32 protein-coding genes are annotated in these 16,362 nt (G+C 66.7%); all 32 read left to right on the plus strand.

All coding sequences use genetic code 11. From position 1 onward, the window contains the following. Window position 1: 1 nt before the first annotated feature. Window positions 2-565 (plus strand): hypothetical protein, encoded by a 564-nt coding sequence (locus ACQEVO_RS36865; RefSeq protein ID WP_432921489.1) that lies wholly within the window; start codon window positions 2-4, stop codon window positions 563-565. Further along, entirely contained in the window at window positions 562-915 is a 354-nt protein-coding gene (locus ACQEVO_RS36870; protein WP_432921491.1) for a hypothetical protein, read from the plus strand. The genes ACQEVO_RS36865 and ACQEVO_RS36870 overlap by 4 nt, the downstream gene beginning before the upstream one ends. Further along, window positions 912-1,307 (plus strand): hypothetical protein, encoded by a 396-nt coding sequence (locus ACQEVO_RS36875; RefSeq protein ID WP_432921494.1) that lies wholly within the window; start codon window positions 912-914, stop codon window positions 1,305-1,307. The genes ACQEVO_RS36870 and ACQEVO_RS36875 overlap by 4 nt, the downstream gene beginning before the upstream one ends. Further along, window positions 1,304-2,122 carry a DNA cytosine methyltransferase gene (locus tag ACQEVO_RS36880; RefSeq protein WP_432921496.1) on the plus strand — a complete coding sequence of 273 codons (819 nt, stop codon included), beginning with the start codon at window positions 1,304-1,306 and terminating at the stop codon, window positions 2,120-2,122. Before ACQEVO_RS36875 ends, ACQEVO_RS36880 begins: the two co-directional genes overlap by 4 nt. Further along, window positions 2,122-2,697 (plus strand): VUT family protein, encoded by a 576-nt coding sequence (locus ACQEVO_RS36885; RefSeq protein ID WP_432921499.1) that lies wholly within the window; start codon window positions 2,122-2,124, stop codon window positions 2,695-2,697. The genes ACQEVO_RS36880 and ACQEVO_RS36885 overlap by 1 nt, the downstream gene beginning before the upstream one ends. Next, a complete protein-coding gene (locus tag ACQEVO_RS36890) occupies window positions 2,690-3,724 on the plus strand; it encodes a hypothetical protein (protein WP_432921502.1) in 1,035 nt (344 codons plus the stop codon). The genes ACQEVO_RS36885 and ACQEVO_RS36890 overlap by 8 nt, the downstream gene beginning before the upstream one ends. A 157-nt stretch (window positions 3,725-3,881) precedes the next feature. After that, window positions 3,882-4,865 carry a DUF5131 family protein gene (locus ACQEVO_RS36895; protein WP_432923342.1) on the plus strand — a complete coding sequence of 328 codons (984 nt, stop codon included), beginning with the start codon at window positions 3,882-3,884 and terminating at the stop codon, window positions 4,863-4,865. Continuing rightward, entirely contained in the window at window positions 4,862-5,611 is a 750-nt protein-coding gene (locus ACQEVO_RS36900; RefSeq protein ID WP_432921505.1) for a hypothetical protein, read from the plus strand. The genes ACQEVO_RS36895 and ACQEVO_RS36900 overlap by 4 nt, the downstream gene beginning before the upstream one ends. A gap of 197 nt (window positions 5,612-5,808) precedes the next feature. Then, window positions 5,809-6,087 carry a sigma factor-like helix-turn-helix DNA-binding protein gene (locus tag ACQEVO_RS36905; protein ID WP_432921508.1) on the plus strand — a complete coding sequence of 93 codons (279 nt, stop codon included), beginning with the start codon at window positions 5,809-5,811 and terminating at the stop codon, window positions 6,085-6,087. Beyond that, window positions 6,087-7,022: a hypothetical protein gene (locus ACQEVO_RS36910; RefSeq protein ID WP_432921511.1), complete on the plus strand. Its 936-nt coding sequence runs from the start codon at window positions 6,087-6,089 to the stop codon at window positions 7,020-7,022. The genes ACQEVO_RS36905 and ACQEVO_RS36910 overlap by 1 nt, the downstream gene beginning before the upstream one ends. Further along, window positions 7,019-7,276 (plus strand): hypothetical protein, encoded by a 258-nt coding sequence (locus ACQEVO_RS36915; RefSeq protein WP_432921514.1) that lies wholly within the window; start codon window positions 7,019-7,021, stop codon window positions 7,274-7,276. Before ACQEVO_RS36910 ends, ACQEVO_RS36915 begins: the two co-directional genes overlap by 4 nt. After that, window positions 7,273-8,586, plus strand: a complete 1,314-nt coding sequence (locus ACQEVO_RS36920; RefSeq protein WP_432921517.1) for an AAA family ATPase — start codon at window positions 7,273-7,275, stop codon at window positions 8,584-8,586. The genes ACQEVO_RS36915 and ACQEVO_RS36920 overlap by 4 nt, the downstream gene beginning before the upstream one ends. After that, window positions 8,583-9,119: a hypothetical protein gene (locus tag ACQEVO_RS36925; protein ID WP_432921520.1), complete on the plus strand. Its 537-nt coding sequence runs from the start codon at window positions 8,583-8,585 to the stop codon at window positions 9,117-9,119. Before ACQEVO_RS36920 ends, ACQEVO_RS36925 begins: the two co-directional genes overlap by 4 nt. Window positions 9,120-9,438: 319 nt before the next feature. Continuing rightward, the gene (locus ACQEVO_RS36930; protein WP_432921523.1) at window positions 9,439-9,984 is read left to right on the plus strand and encodes a hypothetical protein; all 546 of its coding nucleotides are present in this window, start codon (window positions 9,439-9,441) and stop codon (window positions 9,982-9,984) included. Next, complete coding sequence (locus ACQEVO_RS36935) at window positions 9,977-10,339, plus strand: hypothetical protein (protein ID WP_432921526.1); 363 nt, start codon at window positions 9,977-9,979, stop codon at window positions 10,337-10,339. Before ACQEVO_RS36930 ends, ACQEVO_RS36935 begins: the two co-directional genes overlap by 8 nt. After that, window positions 10,336-10,686: a hypothetical protein gene (locus ACQEVO_RS36940; RefSeq protein ID WP_432921529.1), complete on the plus strand. Its 351-nt coding sequence runs from the start codon at window positions 10,336-10,338 to the stop codon at window positions 10,684-10,686. Before ACQEVO_RS36935 ends, ACQEVO_RS36940 begins: the two co-directional genes overlap by 4 nt. After that, entirely contained in the window at window positions 10,683-10,907 is a 225-nt protein-coding gene (locus tag ACQEVO_RS36945; protein WP_432921532.1) for a hypothetical protein, read from the plus strand. The genes ACQEVO_RS36940 and ACQEVO_RS36945 overlap by 4 nt, the downstream gene beginning before the upstream one ends. Beyond that, a complete protein-coding gene (locus ACQEVO_RS36950) occupies window positions 10,891-11,250 on the plus strand; it encodes a hypothetical protein (RefSeq protein ID WP_432921535.1) in 360 nt (119 codons plus the stop codon). The genes ACQEVO_RS36945 and ACQEVO_RS36950 overlap by 17 nt, the downstream gene beginning before the upstream one ends. Continuing rightward, entirely contained in the window at window positions 11,247-11,474 is a 228-nt protein-coding gene (locus ACQEVO_RS36955) for a hypothetical protein (RefSeq protein WP_432921538.1), read from the plus strand. The genes ACQEVO_RS36950 and ACQEVO_RS36955 overlap by 4 nt, the downstream gene beginning before the upstream one ends. Further along, window positions 11,455-11,760 (plus strand): hypothetical protein, encoded by a 306-nt coding sequence (locus ACQEVO_RS36960; protein WP_432921541.1) that lies wholly within the window; start codon window positions 11,455-11,457, stop codon window positions 11,758-11,760. Before ACQEVO_RS36955 ends, ACQEVO_RS36960 begins: the two co-directional genes overlap by 20 nt. Next, complete coding sequence (locus ACQEVO_RS36965) at window positions 11,757-12,110, plus strand: hypothetical protein (protein ID WP_432921544.1); 354 nt, start codon at window positions 11,757-11,759, stop codon at window positions 12,108-12,110. The genes ACQEVO_RS36960 and ACQEVO_RS36965 overlap by 4 nt, the downstream gene beginning before the upstream one ends. Continuing rightward, window positions 12,103-12,312, plus strand: coding sequence for a zinc finger domain-containing protein (locus ACQEVO_RS36970; protein WP_432921547.1), 210 nt, complete (start codon window positions 12,103-12,105; stop codon window positions 12,310-12,312). Before ACQEVO_RS36965 ends, ACQEVO_RS36970 begins: the two co-directional genes overlap by 8 nt. Continuing rightward, window positions 12,305-12,514 carry a hypothetical protein gene (locus ACQEVO_RS36975; protein ID WP_432921550.1) on the plus strand — a complete coding sequence of 70 codons (210 nt, stop codon included), beginning with the start codon at window positions 12,305-12,307 and terminating at the stop codon, window positions 12,512-12,514. Before ACQEVO_RS36970 ends, ACQEVO_RS36975 begins: the two co-directional genes overlap by 8 nt. Next, window positions 12,511-12,846, plus strand: a complete 336-nt coding sequence (locus ACQEVO_RS36980) for a hypothetical protein (protein WP_432921553.1) — start codon at window positions 12,511-12,513, stop codon at window positions 12,844-12,846. Before ACQEVO_RS36975 ends, ACQEVO_RS36980 begins: the two co-directional genes overlap by 4 nt. Then, entirely contained in the window at window positions 12,843-13,214 is a 372-nt protein-coding gene (locus ACQEVO_RS36985) for a RusA family crossover junction endodeoxyribonuclease (protein WP_432921556.1), read from the plus strand. Before ACQEVO_RS36980 ends, ACQEVO_RS36985 begins: the two co-directional genes overlap by 4 nt. Window positions 13,215-13,444: 230 nt before the next feature. Next, window positions 13,445-13,678: a hypothetical protein gene (locus ACQEVO_RS36990; protein ID WP_432921558.1), complete on the plus strand. Its 234-nt coding sequence runs from the start codon at window positions 13,445-13,447 to the stop codon at window positions 13,676-13,678. Continuing rightward, the gene (locus ACQEVO_RS36995; protein ID WP_432921561.1) at window positions 13,675-14,142 is read left to right on the plus strand and encodes a DUF6221 family protein; all 468 of its coding nucleotides are present in this window, start codon (window positions 13,675-13,677) and stop codon (window positions 14,140-14,142) included. Before ACQEVO_RS36990 ends, ACQEVO_RS36995 begins: the two co-directional genes overlap by 4 nt. Further along, window positions 14,129-14,437: a hypothetical protein gene (locus ACQEVO_RS37000; RefSeq protein ID WP_432921564.1), complete on the plus strand. Its 309-nt coding sequence runs from the start codon at window positions 14,129-14,131 to the stop codon at window positions 14,435-14,437. Before ACQEVO_RS36995 ends, ACQEVO_RS37000 begins: the two co-directional genes overlap by 14 nt. Beyond that, entirely contained in the window at window positions 14,434-14,739 is a 306-nt protein-coding gene (locus tag ACQEVO_RS37005) for a hypothetical protein (RefSeq protein ID WP_432921567.1), read from the plus strand. The genes ACQEVO_RS37000 and ACQEVO_RS37005 overlap by 4 nt, the downstream gene beginning before the upstream one ends. A 2-nt stretch (window positions 14,740-14,741) precedes the next feature. Continuing rightward, window positions 14,742-15,041, plus strand: a complete 300-nt coding sequence (locus ACQEVO_RS37010) for a hypothetical protein (RefSeq protein WP_432921570.1) — start codon at window positions 14,742-14,744, stop codon at window positions 15,039-15,041. Beyond that, window positions 15,038-15,250: a hypothetical protein gene (locus ACQEVO_RS37015; protein WP_432921573.1), complete on the plus strand. Its 213-nt coding sequence runs from the start codon at window positions 15,038-15,040 to the stop codon at window positions 15,248-15,250. Before ACQEVO_RS37010 ends, ACQEVO_RS37015 begins: the two co-directional genes overlap by 4 nt. 463 nt (window positions 15,251-15,713) lie before the next feature. Further along, window positions 15,714-16,362 (plus strand): hypothetical protein (locus ACQEVO_RS37020; RefSeq protein WP_432923495.1); only part of this gene is annotated, 649 nt, incomplete at its 3' end.

The raw sequence follows: 16,362 nt of genomic DNA on the forward strand, positions 1-16,362 counted from the left end.
CATGAGCGAGAAGAAGATCGAGCTCGGCGATTACGTCGAGGTAGCGCAGCGTATCGCCGAAGTGCGGGAGAAGCTGCACCCGCAGGGCTCGTTCCAGCCGGCCGATCCGGCCCGCCCGTATGCGATCGAGGTGATCGACGGCCAGACCTACCTGATCGTGGTGGCCGCCTTCTACCGGACGCCAGAGGACACGATGCCCGGCATCGGTATGGCATGGGAGCAGGTGCCCGGCAAGACTCCGTACACCCGGGGCAGCGAACTGCAGAACGCCGAGACCTCCGCGTGGGGGCGCGCACTCGTCGCCGCCCTGGCGGCTGACACGAAGAAGGGTGTCGCCTCCGCCGATGAGGTTCGGAACCGGGCGATCTGGGCGGCCAAAGATTTGGAGCCGGCGGACCTGGCGCGCGCCGAGCTGCTCGGCCTACTGAACCGACGCGGTATCGCGGGCGGGACCGCGGCGGAGTGGTTCACCGCGAATCATCCGAACGCCGGGGATATCCGCAGCAGCATGGACACCGAGGCGCTGCGGGCTGCGATCAAGCACTTCTCCGGCGGTGAGTCGTGACCGAACACAATCCCGTCAAGATCGAGGAAGCGATCCGGGGAGTCGCGAACCAGATCGCGAACAGCGTCACCGCCTGCGGCGACGCCTACATCGCGTTCCTGAAGGCCGACCACGAGTACGACGTGGCCTACGCGCACGCCTACCTGAACGCCCCGGGCCCGGCCCATGGGAAGCGGTACGACGCAGAGCTCGCCACGATCAACGAGCGCCGCGCCCGAGACGTCGCCGACGCCACGTACAAGCATGCCGACCGTCGGGCCAAGGCTCTCGATGCCGAGCTCCGTGCCTGGCAGTCGGTGGGCGCCAGCGTGCGCTCCATGTATGGCGCTGCCGGGCGGGGGGAGTCATGATCCGCCAGTCCTGGCCGAAGACCCAGCCCCGCCGGTCGCGGCGCGGGCGTGCCGGGTTCTCGCCGAAGGTGAGAGCGGGTGTCGCCGAACGGTCCAAAGGGCTGTGCGAGTTGGACGCCTGCGGGCCGGCCGGGCACATCCACCATCGGGCCCCGCGTGGCCGCGGCGGTTCACAGTTGGAGTGGATCAACCGGGCGGCGAACGCACTGCACGTCAGCGCCCGGTGCCATGACCGGATCGAGCGCAACCGTGCCGATGCGGTGGCGAACGGCTGGCTGATCCTGCGCAACGGTCAGGCCACTGCTGTGGAGACCGCGGTGTTGTATCGGGGTCGGTGGGCGCATCTCACCGACTACGGGCTGGTCGTGCCCACCGGGGACGGTGCCGCATGAGACTTCTCGACCTGTTCTGCAAAGAGGGCGGCGCCTCGATGGGCTACCACCAGGCAGGGTTCGAAGTGGTCGGTGTGGATATCGACCCGCAGCCGCGGTACCCGTTCGAGTTCCACCAGGGCGACGCCCTGGCCTTCCTCATCGCCCACGGGGACGAGTTCGATGCCTTCGCCGCCTCACCTCCCTGTCAGGCGCACTCGAACGCGCAGCGGATCCAGGGCCGGGAACATCACGACTTCATCCGCGAAGTCCGGGGGCTGTTCCGGGCGTTCGGTAAGCCGTACGTGATCGAGAACGTCCCGGGTGCTCCGCTGCTGGATCCGATCGAGTTGTGCGGCGCCATGTTCCCGGGGTTGCGGACCTACCGGCATCGGCTGTTCGAGACGAACTTCCCTGTCGTGGTCCCGCCGCATCCGGTGCACACGGTCCCGACCACGAAGATGGGCCGCCCTCCGCAGGCTGGCGAGTTCATGCATGTGGTCGGCAACTTCTCCGGGGTGGCCGCGGCGAAGGCGGCGATGGGCATCGACTGGATGTCCCGGGACGGGCTGCGGGAGGCGATCCCGCCGGCGTTCAACAGAGCTGATCGGCCGACAGCTGATGGCCCTTCTCGCCGCCGAGTCTGCTGGGGGTGCGGCATGACCTGGACTCAGCCCATCTGCCAGCCCTGCTGGTCCTTCACCTATCCGGGAAGCTTCCCGCCCCGGGTGCTCGACGACCACTCCCGGATCTGCTGCCGATGCGGCGCCGCGACCACATCCGGGCTTTACATCCGTATCGATCCGGCCTCTGTGCCGTACCCGAGCGAGGACTGATGACCGAGACATCGTTGGCCCGAGTGTCGGTCGCCACCGCCGCGGGTGTCGGCCTGCTGGGGTCGGTACTCCTCGCGAACTGGCTGACCGAGAAGTACGGGTTCATCGCCATCGGGCTCGGCCTGTCCACTACTGCGGGAACGTTGGCCGCCGGCGCCGCACTGGCACTGCGCGATGCGCTCCAGGACACCGCCGGTAAGGCTGCGGCGATGGGGGCGGTCGCGATAGGTGCCGCCCTGTCGTTCGTGGTGGCCTCGCCCGCGCTGGCTGTGGCCTCCGCTGTGGCGTTCGCGGTAGCGGAGTTGGCGGATCTGCTGGTGTACACGCCGATCCGATCCCGCGCCCGCTTCGGCTCCAGCCCCTGGGCCGTCGCGGTCATGCTCTCCGGAGTTATCGGTGCGGTGGTGGATACCGCGCTGTTCCTGGGGATCGCGTTCGGGTGGGCGGCGGTGATGCCCGCGATGCTGGGCCAACTCGTCGGCAAGACCGGTGCGTCCCTGCTGTTCGTGATCGCAGGGAAGGGGGTGAGTGGTGTTGTATCTGACTCCTCCGACCGGCAGTCCGCGCGTGCATGACGCGATCCGCTGGGGCGTGCTCGGCGGTATGGCCACCCCGGAGCAGGGCAACGTCCTGATCCCCGGATCCCGTATCGGCTTCGACTCCGGTTGCTTCGGTAAGGGCTACCCCGGCGATGAGAAGTGGCTGGCGTGGCTGGACTCCATGGCCGACAAAACCGAGCCCGGACAGCGCCTGTGGGCCACCGCTCCTGATGTGGTGGGTGACGCGGCCGGGACGTTGAAGCGGTCCCTGCCGTTCCTGCCCAAGATCCGGGACCGGGGATTCCCTGCGGCGTTCGTGGCCCAGAACTTCGCCGGCAACCTGCCGTGGGATGAGTTCGATGTCCTGTTCCTGGGCGGGATCATCGAATGCCCCAGCTGCCTGTACCTGTGGCCGCTGGAGGTGAAACGCACCCGCCGGATCGAGCGCTGCCCGTTGTGCTTCCACCCGATGTTCGAGTGGAAGCTCAGCCCCGCCGCCCGAGACCTCACTGCTGAGGCGAAAGAGCGTGGCAAGTGGGTGCACATGGGCCGCGTCAGCTCCCAGATGCGGATCGTCTACGCGGTGAATGCCGGCGTGGACTCCGCCGACGGCACCTATCTCACCAAGGGTCCCGACATCAACCTCACCAAATTGCTGGGCTGGCTCGACGCCATCGACCGCCTCGACGACGAGCCCGGCTTCTTCGAAATCCTCCCGGAGGTCTCTGTAATGAACCCGACCCTTCCTCGCCGCGTCCCCACCTCCGGCAAGGGACAGATGATCGTCAAAGGATCGCTGCGCCATCTGTGCCCGTTCAAGGACGAAGACGACGACGGCGTGATCCTCCTGTGCTGGGAGTTCGACGGCGAGACGTTCGAACTGCATTCGCTGGCTGCTTACCTGAATTCCTTCCGTCACGAGAAGGTCACTCACGAGGAACTCTCGCACCGCATCGCCTCCGACCTCGCCCCGTGGGGTGTGGATGTGCGCACGGAGTTCACCACCGCCGCCCTGGAGGTCACGGTGCTTCCCGAGGTCTCGCAGGAGCGGGTCGCAGCATGACCGCCCAATCGATCTGCGAGCCCTGCTACCGCCGCACCGGTGGCCCTGCCTGGCTCTCCGCTACCCATTTCCGCTGCTGCTGTCGCTGTGGGGCGGCGACTTCCGCGGGGCTCTACATCCGTATCGATCCGGCCTCTGTGCCGTACCCGAGCGAGGACTGATGACCAAGACATCCATCGAATGGACAGACGAGACCTGGAATCCGGTCACCGGGTGCGACAAGGTCAGCCCGGGGTGCGACCACTGCTATGCGGAGGGTATCGCCAACCGGTTCGCCGGCACCCCGCAGTTCCCGAACGGCTTCGCGGTCACCCTGCATCCGGAACGGTTGACCCACCCGCTGCGGTGGAAGAAGCCGCGGCGCGTGTTCGTGAACTCCATGTCGGATCTCTTCCATGATCAGATCTCGGACCGGTACATCGCGCAGGTCTGGGCGATTATGGCTGCGACGCCGCAGCATACGTACCAGGTGTTGACGAAGCGGCACGGCCGCATGCGGTCTCTGCTGTCGTCGACGGAATTCGATCTCGCGGTCGCTGAGGAATGGACGAAGCTCGGAACTACCGCGGGCTCCGTCCGTGAGGACCACACTCCGCCGTACCCGCTGCCGAATGTGTGGCTCGGCGTGAGTGCCGAAGATCAGCGATGGGCCGATATCCGGATTCCCGCGCTGCTCGACACCCCGGCTGCGGTCCGGTTCGTGAGCGCCGAGCCGTTGCTCGGACCGATCGACCTCGACGGCCCGCTCGATCAGACGGGCGCTCACCGACCGAAGCTGACCTACTGGCTCACCGGTCGGCCGGGTTTCGCTGAAGACGGCACTCTCACCACCGGCCCCCGTCTCGACTGGGTGATCGTGGGCGGGGAGTCCGGCCACGGTGCCCGGCCGATGGATCCGGTGTGGGCGCGATCGCTGCGCGATCAGTGCACGGCCGCAGGGGTCGCTTATCTGTTTAAGCAATGGGGTGAGTGGGTTCCGACCGGTTTCGGGTTTGGGCAGTTCGATCCACCCGACTATCTGATCGGTTCACCTGTCGATGATCTCGGGTTCCGGCAGATAGTCCGCCGGGTCGGCAAGAAGAAGGCTGGTCGCGAGCTCGACGGCCGCACCTGGGATCAGTACCCGGGCGGTGCGGAATGACCAAATACGCTGCGCTGCTTCTCGCCGGGACCGGCTTCCCGGACGGCGGAGACGGCATCTCCGAACTGTTCCTGTCCCATCTCGACGAACGGTTCCTCCCGCAGATCGTCCGCTACCCCGCGGCAGGATTCGGGACGGGCGGTATCAGCTGGGCGAAGTCCCGCGCTGCCGGGAAGCAAGCTCTCATCGACGCCACCCGCACCACCCCGTATCCCGCGATCTGGTGCGGATATTCACAGGGGGCCGGTATAGCCGGGGACGCTGCGGCGGAGTACGGCGCCGGGAAACACCGGGACCTCGAGGTGGTCGGGTGCGCCCTGATCGCCGACCCGGGCCGCCCCGCCGGCGGGACGATGCCGGGCGTTCCCGCGGCGTCGGGGTACGGGATCGTGAAATCCCGCCCGATCACCGGGATGCCCTCGTGGTTCGCCGCGGTCGAAGGCGACCCGATCACCAGCCTCCCGGCGGGGTCGTCGCTGCGCGGGATCGCCGATACCGTCGACTATTTCTCCCTGGCGTCCCCGCAGGATGCGCTGGCGTGGGGGTTCGACCTCTACGACCGGGCGATGCGCCACAACTACCAGCCGTTTTGGAAGTTGGAGTACTGGAATCAGTGGGGGCGTGCGGCCCGGTACGCCTGGAACTATCTGCCGCCTCCGCTGGGTGGGGGTTTGCACACGTACGCGTACCGGGATCAGGGGCTGTGCGTTCGTCTGGCCGACGCGGTCAACAAGGGGGTGCGGTGATGTTTGCCGGAGATCCATTTGGAATGCCGCCGAGTGACGTACATCCCTTGGATGACATGGGAATTCGCTCAGGTCCGGCGCCTGTGCTGTCACGTAGCTGGGGTAAGATCGAAGCGGCCCCGAGGGCCGGTGCGCCAACACCGGAATCACCCCAGGGCCTAACCACCAACTTCGACTACACCGAAGAAGGGGCTCGCGTGAGCATACCCAAATCACCCCTGCCTGCAGTTTCTACCCCGCGGGAATCCGTTTCCCCGGACGAGGCCCGGCCGTACATCGTCGACATGCTCGACTCGATCCGCCGGCAGCAGGAATCCCTCAACGTCAATCGTCCGCGCTACATGCTGCTCGCCCGGGAGTACGGGCTGAAGCACGCGGAGATCGCCGAAGCCCTCGGCATGACGGAATCCGGTGTCCGCCAGGCTGTGCACCGCGCCAAGGACACCCCCGGTATGGAATTCGGAGGTGATGCCTAATGGCGTGGGGCCGTCTCGACGACAAGCTGCACAGCCACCGCAAGACCTTGGCGATTCCACGCGCTCACCGATGCGCGGCGATCGGCCTGTGGACCCTGGCCAACTCCTGGTGCAACGACCACGAGACCGACGGACTGATCCCCGCGTACATGGTGGACGAGCTCGCCGGGTCGATGGATCTGGCGGAGCAGTTGTGCCGCACCGGCAAATGGCTCCCTGTCCCGAATGTGTCCCGGTGGGACAAATCCGGACGTCCGGGACATGTCCCCGAAACCGTCCCGGATCGCGCAGAAATCGAGTCGGCGGAAGCGTTTCTGGTGCTGAACTGGGAGCAGTACAACTTCACTGCGGCGCAACTTCAGGAGCGTCGAGCGGCCGAAGCGGAGCGGAAACGCAACTGGCGCCAGGCGAAAAAGGCCAAGTCAACGGCTAGTCCCGAGGATGTCCCACCGGGACATACGGGACAGTCCGAAACGGTCCCGCCGGAGTCCCCTCTTAACCCGGACCCGAACCCATCTCTATCTCCTAACGGAGATAGAGAGAGGTCGCGCAAGCGCGGAACCCGCCTCCCTGACGACTGGATGCCCTCCGAAGACACGATCGCCTGGGCGAAACAAGAGCATCCGAACGTAGACCTTCGCCGCGCTCACGAGAAGTTCATGAACCACTGGCCGGCCCAGCCCGGGCAGAAGGGTGTGCGCGCCGACTGGGACCGCACCTGGCGGAACTGGATCATCCGCGAAGACGAGCAGGCCTCCCGTCGCGCCGGTACCGACGGCGGTCCGACGAGGCGGCAGCAGAAGGTCGCGGCGGGCGAGCGCTTCAAGACCAACCCGAACCCGAACGTCATGGCGTGGGGCGGGGTCAATCAATCCGGCATCACCGAGCAGGGCTCACTCCCGATGCTCACTGCCGTTCCTGGAGGTTTGCAATGACGACACCCGACATTCCGGGGCTGACCAACGACGAGGTGGTGACCCTGCTCCAGGTGGCCACCGGCTACGACGGCCGCGAGATCGACCACTTGCTGATCGCGCTCTGGTCCGAGGCCGCTCGCCGGCGCCGCTGGTCCTTCGCCGAGGCGGTCGACGCCGTGCACGAGCACTTCGCAGACGAAACCACCTGGATCATGCCCGGCCACGTGACCCGGCTCATCCACCGCCGTAGGGGTGCAAATTGGCAGGATTGAGCGACCAGAGCGACACCCCGTACGACGAGCACGCGGAGGCGGGGCTCATCGGGGTGACCATCCTGTCCCCCGACGTGTGCCGGCAGACCTTCCTGTCGGTGCGGCCCGAGGACTTCCACGTCCCCGGCGCCAAGCACATCGCGACCGTCCTCCACGGGATGTTGCTGGCGGGCAAGCCGGTCGACCCGAACTCCGTGATAGTCGAGGCGCAGACCCGAGGCCTGATGCCCGGACGGGTTCGACCGCGCGACGTCCTCGAGTGCGTAGAGAAGGCGTGGCAGCCGTCCACCGCTCCATTGCTGGCCGAACGCATCCGGGAGCTGTCGGCGGCCCGGAAGCTTTCCGAGGCAGCGATCCGGTTGCAGCAGCGGATGGAGTCGGCCTGGCAGAACGGTGTCGAGAAGACCGACCTCAACGCCGCGTTGTCGACGATCCGCCGCGAGTGCGACGAGGCCGAGAAGATCGCCGCCGACATGACCGCGAGCAAGCCGACCCCGATGGGCGACTTCCTGTCCACCACCGTGCATCACGACTGGCTGGTCCCGGACTTGCTGGAGCGGATGGACCGCATCGTCCTTACCGGCGCCGAGGGCGGCGGCAAGTCGGTGGCCTGCTCACAGATCGCCTGCACCCTCGCGGCCGGACTGCACCCGTTCACCGGAAACGTGCTCGGCGCGGACCGGACCCGCGCCCGGGTGCTGATCGTGGACTGCGAGAACTCCCCATCGCAGTGCATCCGCCGTTACAGCTGGGTCACCGGGATGGTCGACAAGCGGCGCCGGAACCACGGCCTGTCCCCGATGGACTGGAACGACACCATGTCGATCGAGGTCCGGCCGGCCGGTATCGACCTGCTCACGAGCCTCGACACGGCGTGGCTCGAGCGCGCCATCACCGACACTGCACCGGATCTGCTGGTGCTGGGTCCGCTGTACAAGCTGCACCACGAGAACCCGAACGACGAGAAACCCGCCCGCGAGATCGCCTGGGTCCTCGACGGACTGCGGGAGCGGTACGGGTTCGCCCTGCTCACCGAAGCCCACGCGGGGAAGGGATCTGCCGGCGACGGCCAACGGAACATGGCTCCGATCGGGTCGAGCGTGTGGATGCGGTGGCCGGAGTTCGGGTTCGGCCTACGCCGCGCGCGGGAGGACCCCGGCCACGGCCGCGCCGAGATCGTCGATGTCGTCTCCTGGCGCGGAACCCGCGAGGAGCGCTCCTGGCCTTCGAAGCTCCAGCACGCCACCGCCCTGCCGTGGATGCCCGCGGACGCCGACTACTACGCCAACCAATCAAGGAAGACCGCATGATGACCGACCTCAAACCCATCGAGACCAGCTATGCCGGCTGCCGCTTCCGGTCACGCATCGAGGCCAGGTGGGCTGTGTTTTTCGACCACCTCGGTATCGGCTGGGAGTACGAGCCGCAAGGCTTCGACCTTCCCTCGGGGCGGTACCTGCCGGACTTCCTCCTCGACTTCCCTGCCTACCCAGGAGAGCACTTCGGGCCTGACCCGGCCCGGGATGGCGTCTGGTGGGAGGTCAAAGGCGCGGCGCCGACGCAGCACGAACTCAACCTGTGCTGGGAGCTACTGGAAGCGACGCACCGGCCCGTCTACATCGCGCATGGTGCGATCCCGCGAGATCACGTGGAAGAGACGCGTATCCAGCACATCGGGTTGACGCAGGTCCGGTGGTTTATCCGAGCGAACTCGATTGGGTGGGCCCCTGAGCTGCCCGGCTACCTCGCACAGGGAATCGGCCATCCAGACCTGCTCGACGCCTATCGCGCCGCGCGATCGGCTCGCTTCGAGCACGGCGAGACCCCGGAGGCGACCCGATGAGCCAGAAACCCGCTCGGCGTATGCAGATCACCCGGATACCCCAACCCGCACCCCCCGGCCCGTCCAGGAGGCAGCCAGCGCCCCGCACGGTGCCTCCCAGTGCGGACGGTTGCCCCCGCTGCGGCGCCCTGATCGTCAACTCGGCCACTCATGCGACGTTCCATGAGGGTTTGGATCGGGCGGATCGGTGGATGCAGGCGGCGACCGAGTTTCTGCGGTTGTTGGCGGCGGATCGCCCGGAGTTGGGGAGCTTTCCCGCTCAGGGGGATACGGCCAGTGGTGGGGACACCACCACCACGGATGGGGAGTGACTGGACCAATGCCTGATCAGACATACCGTGATCAGCTCGCTGAGCTGATCGATGACGACATCACCCGACAGGTCCAGGCCCACGGGTTGTACATCTCGGAAGGGCCGTACCAGGGGGAGATCGCGGACGCCATTCTCAAGGCTGGGTGGCGTCCGCCCGCCCAGCGCATCACGGAGAACCCAATGCCTGAGCGGGAACCTGCCGAACAGCTCCGCATCATCGACCGCGCGCTCTGGGTGGACCACGGCGGCGGCAGCCTGTCGGCGCTGACCGGTGAGTTGCCGATCTGGGCGGACGACTGGGCGGAACGGATCGTCGCTGCCGTCAACCGCCCACCCGCCCGCGTCATCCGCTACCGCGCCGAACTCGACCGCCTACCCGACGACACCGTGATCCACTGGGAAGCCGAAGACGGCTTGTCCCGCGGAATCCTGGAGAAAGGCGACGACCGTTGGTGGGCGCCCGGCGCGGCGCACAGCATCATCACCGACTACCTCACCCTGCCGGTCACCGTGCTGTACAGCCCCGCGAAGGGCGGTGGCACTGATGACTGACCAGACGCCGGCCGAACAGCTCGCCGAGATCTTGCACAAGCAGGGCGCCTATTGCGGAGGCTGCGACTACGAGTCCCGCTGCCCGGACTGCGACAAGGTTCTCGATAGCTACGCCGTGGCCATCCTCGCCGCGGGCTGGCGTCCACCCACCCGCGTCATCACCGACCCCGCCGAACTCGACGCGCTACCGGCCGGCTCGGTGGTCATGGACTCGCCGTACCCGGAGGGAGATGTCTACCGGCGCACCAGTGATGGCGCGTGGGAGGAGCCGGGATTCGACGCCACGTGCACCTCACGGTCCCTGTCCCTGCCCGTCGTTGTTCTGCACACACCCCAGAACGGAGAAACCGAATGAACCCCCGCGAAGGACTCGCCGTCGGCCGCCGCATTATCGCCGAAAGAGGAATCGACCTCGCCGCCGCTGGCCTGGCCTACAAGTCGATGCATCCGCAGGTCGACCCGGCACAGGTCGAACTGGCCCTCACCTTGGAGATCGCGATCCTCTCGGAACTGAAGCCGCCGATCACCGTGGAGTCGGTCGCCCAGCAGATGGCGGACAATTCGGGCGCGTTCCCATGGGATGGCCCAGTGGGCAACGGGTTCACGCGGGAGGAGTACCGGGAGCGGTTCCGTGAGATGGCGCGGCCAAAGGTGTTCCTGTCCCAGCAGCTCGGATTTCCCGAGAACGGAGACACCGAATGACCGACCTCAACCGGTTGTCCCGCGCCATAGTGCTTGACCACCTCACCTACCCGATCAACCCTGCCGAATACCTACCCCGGTCCGTGTGCGAGCAGCTCAGCCCCGAGGACACGCACACCCTGTCCGTGTTGTGCGTCGGCCTGCTGGCGTGGGTGCGCGCCCAGGTCGCCGAGCAGCTCGACGCCCCCGAGAAGGAGACACCGAATGAGCGACACCGCTGACCTCAACGAGATGCTCGCCGCCGCCCGCGCGAAAGAAGCCAAAGCGCTGGCGGACATGTTCTTCACCCCCGGCATCTGCAAGCAGTGCGGCGCCCAGGTGGTGTTCCAGGAGCAGCACAAGGCGTTCCATGACGGCATCGAGGCCTGGATGAAGAACGTCGTGAGGGCGATGGAGAAGGCAGGATTCGAGACCCCAGTTCAGCGAATCCAGCGCCGCAGACTCGCCGCCGAGCATCGCGCCGAGTCGGCCAGGGCGGGCGCCGAGGCCGCTCCTGACGCTGCCCGCGAGACCGCTGACGTGTTGGCGGATGCGGCGGAGTTCGACGACGGGATCCCGCGATGACCGCGCGCATCGAGCCCACCATCACGCACGGGATCGCCAGGGACCTCCCACGCTGCCAGCGGGCCCTGGAGGTTCCTCTCCCGGATGCCGGGGACGGCTACGAGAACTCGACGCTGGTGTTGCAGTGCGAGCGGGACGCCGGCCATCGGGGCACACACCGATACCCCGGACCCATCACCTGGACCACACCGAAGGAGAACGCCGATGTCCAAGCTCGCACGTAGCCTTGCAGATCAGATCCGGACACAGGCGGCCATCGCCGCCCGACCGGGACAGGCCGTAGTGCTGGAGCGGATCGCGGACCAGGTCGCCGAGTTGGAGGCGGCTCAGCGTCCCCCACTCGGGTACGTCGTCGGCTTCGTCACCTCCGCCCACGGGCTGACCTTCGCCAAGGACTACGGCGGCCCGAACCTCACACGCGCCGCCGCGGAGCAGGAGTTGGCGCATGAGGCCGAGGAGAACCCTGGCGTGGAGTTCAAACTGCTCGAGCTGCGGGAGGCGCGGTCGTGAGCAACTACTGGGATCTCGAATGCCGCACCTGCGGCGACACCTGCGACCTCCACTGGAACCGCGGCGGCGACTACATCCAGCAGCTCATCCAGTACATCCCCGATATCGCGAAGATGGGCCCGGTCGACGACATCCTGTCGATGCGAGCGGATTTCCAGTTCCCGTCCGGCCTGCTGTGGTTCGCCAAGGCGCACGAGGGGCATGACCTGATCGCGGTGGACGAGTACGGCGCCTACCACGGGGACTGCTCGAAACGGTATGTGTGCGCGTGCTGTGAGACGCGGTTGCACTGCCGGAAGCCGCTCGGCCACGAGGGTGACTGCGGGAAACCGGAGGCGTCGGATGGTTGACAACGTTGTCACGCTCGACTCGTACCGGGAGCGTCAAACCACCCGCCAAGCCCTCTCCGTGTCCTGTCCGTGGTGTGGTCAGCCTCCGGGGCAACGCTGCCTGATGTACGACATCGATGGTGGTTGGGCGGGGTTCCTGCCGGAGAAGTATGTGGCGCATTGGAAGCGCCGCCAAGCAGCCCGAGGAGGGCCCGATGCCTGAGCAGAGCGAAGACCAAGGGGGTGTGTGGATCGTCGCCGATCACATGGGCGATAGCGACAACATCGTCGTGTTCCCCACGGAGCTGGAGGCGTTGCGGTTCGTGAACAGCGCGGACAACTACGCGATGAACCGGGCCCGGTTCCTTCGGTTCGGGGAGAACCTCCACGACCTCAACTACCCACCGAAGGGCGTGACCGCGTGAACGCCGAACAGATCCGGGCCGAGGCCATCGAGGCACTGGCGCGCTCACGATACGAGCGGGTCCGTCTCGCATCGAACAGCCGGAGCATGCCGCCATGGGACGACGAGCCGGGGGAGCCGTATGACATCGGCGGGGTGACTGCGGTCCAGGTGGGCTCGTTCGATCCGCGACGTCGATACAGGGTGCAGGCTGCATTTGAGGTCGATGCTCTTGCCGCGGCCGGGCTACTGCCGACCATCGTCGAGGAGGTGGAGACCGGCGTGTGGGGTGTTGACAAGCCTGTCCGCCGCCGCGTCCGCTACCTCACCGAGTGGCGGGAGGTGTCCGAGTGACCCACCACATCCTCGACATCCCCCTACCCCGGCCGCCGCTCACCTCCAACCAGCAGCGCGGCGCCCACTGGTCGAAGGTGAAAGCCGCCCGAGATGCCGTGGCCTGGCACATCCGATCCGCCGGCGGGGACACGCTGCCCCGCCTGGACCGCTGTCATGTGGCGATCACCTGGTATGCCCCGGACCGCCGCACCCGCGACGCCGGAAGCCTGCATGCGTTCGGGAAGGCCGCGATCGACGCTCTGGTCGATTTGGGGGTGTTGGCGAAGGATGACGCGAACCATGTGCTGTCGGAGTCGTACTCGGTGCAGCAGGGCAGCGACCATCCACGGATCACCATCACATTGACCGCCGAGGAGGCGGCATGACCGGTCGGTGGATCATGTGCTGGGCGTGCCAGGGCGACGAAGGCGAGATGGTCAACGGCGAGTGGATCGACTGCTCATGCTGTCAGGGGGAAGGCGGCCGGATGGACGGCGCGAAGTGGTCCTGCACGTGCGATCCGAGGCCATGAAATGCCCTGTGAACTGGTAAAATTCGAGGTGGCCGGGGGATCGCACCCACCCGGCCACCGACCGAACCGTGAAGGGGTTCAGCCATGAATGATCGTACCGACGGACCGCCGAGCGAACACGAACAGCTCGCCCCCGCGCTGGCTCTGGTAGAGGACTTGCGCCTCATGACGAATTTCGATGACCTCGAATTGCTCGTGCCCGAAGGCATGCTTGTGGGGATGACGCGGGCTTACGGCGTCCCGGTGCGTCACATCCCGGGCATCGATTGCGTATACGTGGGCAAGCGGGCCGAGATTCGACAGGAGCGTCTGCTGTGACGGACCCGCTGTCCCGTGTGAGGGCCGGGCTGGCCCGGGACACCGAGATCGCGCGGGCGGCCATCGACTCTCTCCGCCGCGACATGGACCCGAGCCTGCGTTACGAGGGTGATGTGGGTTCCTGGATCGCGAAGCCCGGCCCGGACGGGGCTGGCGTACGTTCCGTGGATGGAGAGATCCGGGAGGAGGGTGAACCCGAGTCGTGGCGTGGACACCGTCAGGTGATCTTCTCCGGTGACGGGCAGCCCACATCGGCGGCGGCGGAGCATATCGCGAAGTTCGACCCCTCCCGTGTCCTACGCCAGACGGAAGCCCTTCAGGAGGTCCTGAACATCATCGGACGGGCGATCGAGTGGGAGGAGCGGGACCCGAAGGCGGCGTATGCGGATATCGTCTCGGCCCTGGCCTCCATCTACCCCGAGGACACCACCGAGACGACAGGAGTGTCCAATGCGGAAGGTTGAGCTCATCGACGGGTCGGTCATCTACCACGTCACGGCCGACGACTTCAATGACGAGCAGCGGGCGGCGCTCCGCCGTCACGGTTACCGCGATGACATTCCGCCCTGTGGCGTCGGTGGCGGCCCGGATCGAACTTACGGAGGGATAGGCAATCCCTTGCGGGCGCGTGTCTGCCAGCTCGACGGTGTCGAGATCGACGGGCATGAGTCATCGGATCTCGACATCGACCCGACGTGCATTCACTGCGGGGCCAACGATCCGGACGCCGAGGACACCACCGAGACGGAGGCGCCATGAGCGCGCGCACCTACAGGCGAAAGCCCTACGACGTTCAGGCAATCCAGTGGGATGGAAGCAACGCCGCCGAGCTGGCCGAGTTCACCGGCGGCGACTTCGAGCCCGAAGACGGATCACCGTATGACAAGTCGGCCACCGGCTATCTGTTCACTGGCGAGAGCTATGACCAGAAGGGGCGGTATCTCCATACCGGAGACTGGGTTATCCGCAACCCGACTGGCGGACCCTGCCAGGTTGTCGACGCTGACTTCTTCCGTGAGGTGTACGAGCTGGCCGAGGACACCACCGAGACGGAGGCCTGACAATGGGCTATCAAGTAATCCGGCAACCGGACACGGATCTGTTCGGGATCTTCTCGTCGAACACCGACACGTTCGTGATGTGGGAAGCGACCCGTGATGAGGTCGTCGAGTTCTTCGTCGAGGAAGCAACGCAACGGGCACGTCGGGATGCTGAGCGGGTCGTCGGTCTTGTCGAGGCGGGCAAGTCGCGAGACGCGTACTACCAGTTCGCTCTGTCGTGGGACGACGCTGTGCGGGAAGACCGTGAGCACGGCGGTGAGATGTCGGCCGAGGACACCACCGAGACAGGAGACACCCCATGAGGACTGCCGTCGCTCATGTCCACGCCGGTGAGCCCACGGACATCTCCCCATGCCCCCGCTGCTCCCATGTCTCCCTGTGTGTCTTCCCGTTGACCGGTCTCACCGAATTGGGTGTGGCGCCGGTGGGAGTGGTGACGGTGTGCGTGGAGTGCGGTTCGGCAGCGGAAGCTGTGCGTGAGTTCCTGGGCGGGGTGGAGGAGAACCGGTGAGTGACAGGCATCGACTTCAGGCGCAGGCTGCCGGGCATTCCGGTTGGGGTGTCATCGCTTCCTCTGAACAGCACATCCGCTACGCCGAACTCCTGCCCGGCAGATGGCGCAACCGTCGGAGGTGCTACTGCGGATGCGGCGGGAAGGCATCACATTCCGGCCGGGCGAACGGCCTGACTCTCGTCATGGGCTGCGAGCTGTCCATGCAGCGGTGGGTGAAGACTGGCGAATTTCGGACACAGGCCGAGCTCGACAGGACCCACCAGGCGTATCAGTGACCCGGTAGCATCAACACCGCACCCCTCCCAAAGTGCATCACCAACGTCGCACACGCTGCGGCAGACCCTACGGCCCCGGTCCCCTTCCGGGGCCGTAGCTGTGTCGGGGGCATGGCCGATATCACCTCTGACCGCGCCGGATGGCGGCTCGAGATCGTCGGCGATTCGGCGTAGGCTCCGGGTACATGAGTACACGGGATGCAGGGCCCGAGCACACATGCCGGCAGGGACGGAAATGCAAGGCCCGTACCCGAGATGCCGAAGGCCACTGGTACGGCGCCGGCGTCGAACGCTCTGGCGCCCTCTGCCGCTCTTGTGAGGAGCACGCCTTCGCCGATATCCGGCAACTGGCCGACGATTACGCGGATCTCGCCCAGGCGCGCACCGAGCCGACCCGAATAGGCGGTGGCCCGAAGGTGTCCCGCTCCGCGGAGCTACCGGTCCCGATCGCGCTCATCGTTGACGCCCTCATGACCGAGATCGACGAGGAGGCGGCACGCTGGGCGCGGCGCCTTCCCGGGGACGGACCGGACCTGACGGTAATCTGCTCCCGCCTCGGCACCCTGGTGGACCTTCCCGTCCAGACGGTGACGGTGTGGGTTCCCCACCCGGACGGCGGTGACGATGTCACCCGGACCGTCCTGGACGGTGTCGATGCGGTCCTGCGGTTGTCGGCGCTGCACCGGCGCGCGGTGAAGCTGCTCGGCCGCGATGAGGTCAGAGACAGCCGGCTGACCGAGGCATGCCACGTCTGCGGGATGTGCACGCTCACGGTGAGCCTCCAAACCAATCTGATCACGTGCCGGATGTGCCGCAACGTCTGGCACCAGGACG

Source organism: Nocardia sp. CA-290969, from assembly GCF_050936135.1.
GTDB lineage: Bacteria > Actinomycetota > Actinomycetes > Mycobacteriales > Mycobacteriaceae > Nocardia.